The following is a 1,786-nucleotide window of genomic DNA, read 5'->3' on the forward strand; positions in this document are numbered from 1 at the left end:
AAATAGTAGGCAAGTAGGTAGTAGGAAAGGGATAAAGGATGTGCACGGTATTCCTCTTCTGGGGACAATGTCTCCCCTTTCCTACTTCCCTACTCTCCTACTTTCCTACAGGCTGAATAGTTACCAAATTTCTTTGTATTTTTTGTTCTTCCCTTTCGCTGTCTTTTCCTTTTCCTCTGCCTCACCGAATTATTGTGCATTCCACATTTACGATCTGACCCCCCTCCTCGCCAAATTCTTAATTCGTTAGATTTCATCCCTTAACATTTTGATGATATGTCTCGCCAGATGCTCCTTGATTTCCCTGTGACGAGGAACAGGTTGAGATACTTTCGTCCTCGGATTCTGATACCAATCGTGCTTCGCCCCAGGACGAATGAATGTGCACCCCATTTTTCCTAACTCGTGTATCAAGTCTTTTCGTTTCATGCCACTTTCAATTCGGCAACCCTTCGAACGCAAGGGATACTTCCGCTGATAACTTCCCGGAAGATATCTCTCAGATTTTCTTTTAGTTCTTCTATAGTTTCGCCTTGACTCCAGTAATCAGGGTATTCTTCCAGATATCCAAGCCACATATCTCCATCTTGCCAATAGATGTATTTTATCGCTTTCATTGGTAAGTTCCTCCTCTATAACGTCTAACGATAAAGTTTAGGTGCGGCGGGGAGGATTGCCACAAAAGTTTGATAGCAAGATAAAACTTTGAGAGACCACAAAACTCTGACCACGGCACAGTCCCCGCCGTCCGATGCAACGACTTGTTAGGCTTACCTTCTTCTACTAATTCTCACTGTTTTTCTGTAACTATTTTTAACTGAAAGACAAAGAGTATCCTATTCTCCCCTTCTAATCCATTACAATGGGAAAATGCCATTCCCAAACTATCTTATTCTTTAGGTCAAGCATGAACCATTATACCAGCTTTTGTCCTTGTGTGCCTCTTAGCAAAAGTTGGAGAATAGGCTTCAATTCTGCGCATAGCTTGCCTATCATAGACTCTTTCATCACAATCCGGACACACATAGAACTCTAACGATGGAACTGTATAGGATCGCCCTTGATACTTTTCAGTCCAGTCCTGCTTTACCTTTTTGATTTTATTACTACCGCAAGATGGACATATTGCAATTTTTATCATTGTTCTTATCTCCTTTCAAATTGCTTTCTTGGAAGAAATGAGGAAGTAATAAGTTTCTTCTCCATCTTCACGAACGAATTTACCTTTAGAATAGATCGCCAATCTATCTAAGTTCGTGCTTTGAATGACATAAAGATATTCTCTGGAGTGTTTACGAAACGGACTCTCCGAGCGAATCGTCTTGTAAAATAGCAACAGCATTGAGAATTGATTCAGCCACATCAAGTTCTCTAAGACAATCTGCCTCCATTTCCGGTGGTGTCTGACAATAGCTACAATTTTTTTAAACCACAAAGATCACAAAGGGTTTCACAAAGGACTCAAAAATTTTTAAGAGAATAAATTTTCCCTTTATTTCTTTGTGCTCTTTGTGTCTTCTTTGTGCACTTTGTGGTTAATTTCAGACACCACCCCATTTCCAAGCGTGCCTTTTCGCTAAAGGCATATTGCCCCGCAAGAATTGCTCGTTTGATTCGTACTAAAACATTATTCATTGGTAACTATTCAGCATACCAAGCAAGTAGGAAAGGGGGAAAATACTTCATACTATTTTACTCTTAATTGATTTGATTAAACCTATAAGCATCCTACTCACTTCTTCAGATATATCCCAAATGGATTGAAAATCTGGCAGATAATTAAGAC

3 protein-coding genes are annotated in these 1,786 nt (G+C 39.8%); all 3 read right to left on the bottom strand.

All coding sequences use genetic code 11. From position 1 onward, the window contains the following. Window positions 1-246: 246 nt before the first annotated feature. Window positions 247-429: a type II toxin-antitoxin system HicA family toxin gene (locus tag AB1414_20205; protein MEW6609737.1), complete on the bottom strand. Its 183-nt coding sequence runs from the start codon at window positions 427-429 to the stop codon at window positions 247-249. Next, window positions 426-617, bottom strand: a complete 192-nt coding sequence (locus AB1414_20210) for a type II toxin-antitoxin system HicB family antitoxin (protein MEW6609738.1) — start codon at window positions 615-617, stop codon at window positions 426-428. The genes AB1414_20205 and AB1414_20210 overlap by 4 nt, the downstream gene beginning before the upstream one ends. Window positions 618-901: 284 nt before the next feature. Continuing rightward, entirely contained in the window at window positions 902-1,141 is a 240-nt protein-coding gene (locus tag AB1414_20215) for a YgiT-type zinc finger protein (GenBank protein ID MEW6609739.1), read from the bottom strand. Between the last annotated feature and the right edge of the window lie 645 nt (window positions 1,142-1,786).

This window comes from bacterium, from assembly GCA_040755795.1.
Taxonomy (GTDB): domain Bacteria; phylum UBA9089; class CG2-30-40-21; order CG2-30-40-21; family SBAY01; genus JBFLXS01.

Coding starts and splice junctions, on each gene's coding strand:
- AB1414_20210 (MEW6609738.1), bottom strand. CDS start 617: ATGAAAGCGATAAAATACATCTATTGGCAAGATGGAGATATGTGGCTT.
- AB1414_20215 (MEW6609739.1), bottom strand. CDS start 1,141: ATGATAAAAATTGCAATATGTCCATCTTGCGGTAGTAATAAAATCAAA.
- AB1414_20205 (MEW6609737.1), bottom strand. CDS start 429: ATGAAACGAAAAGACTTGATACACGAGTTAGGAAAAATGGGGTGCACA.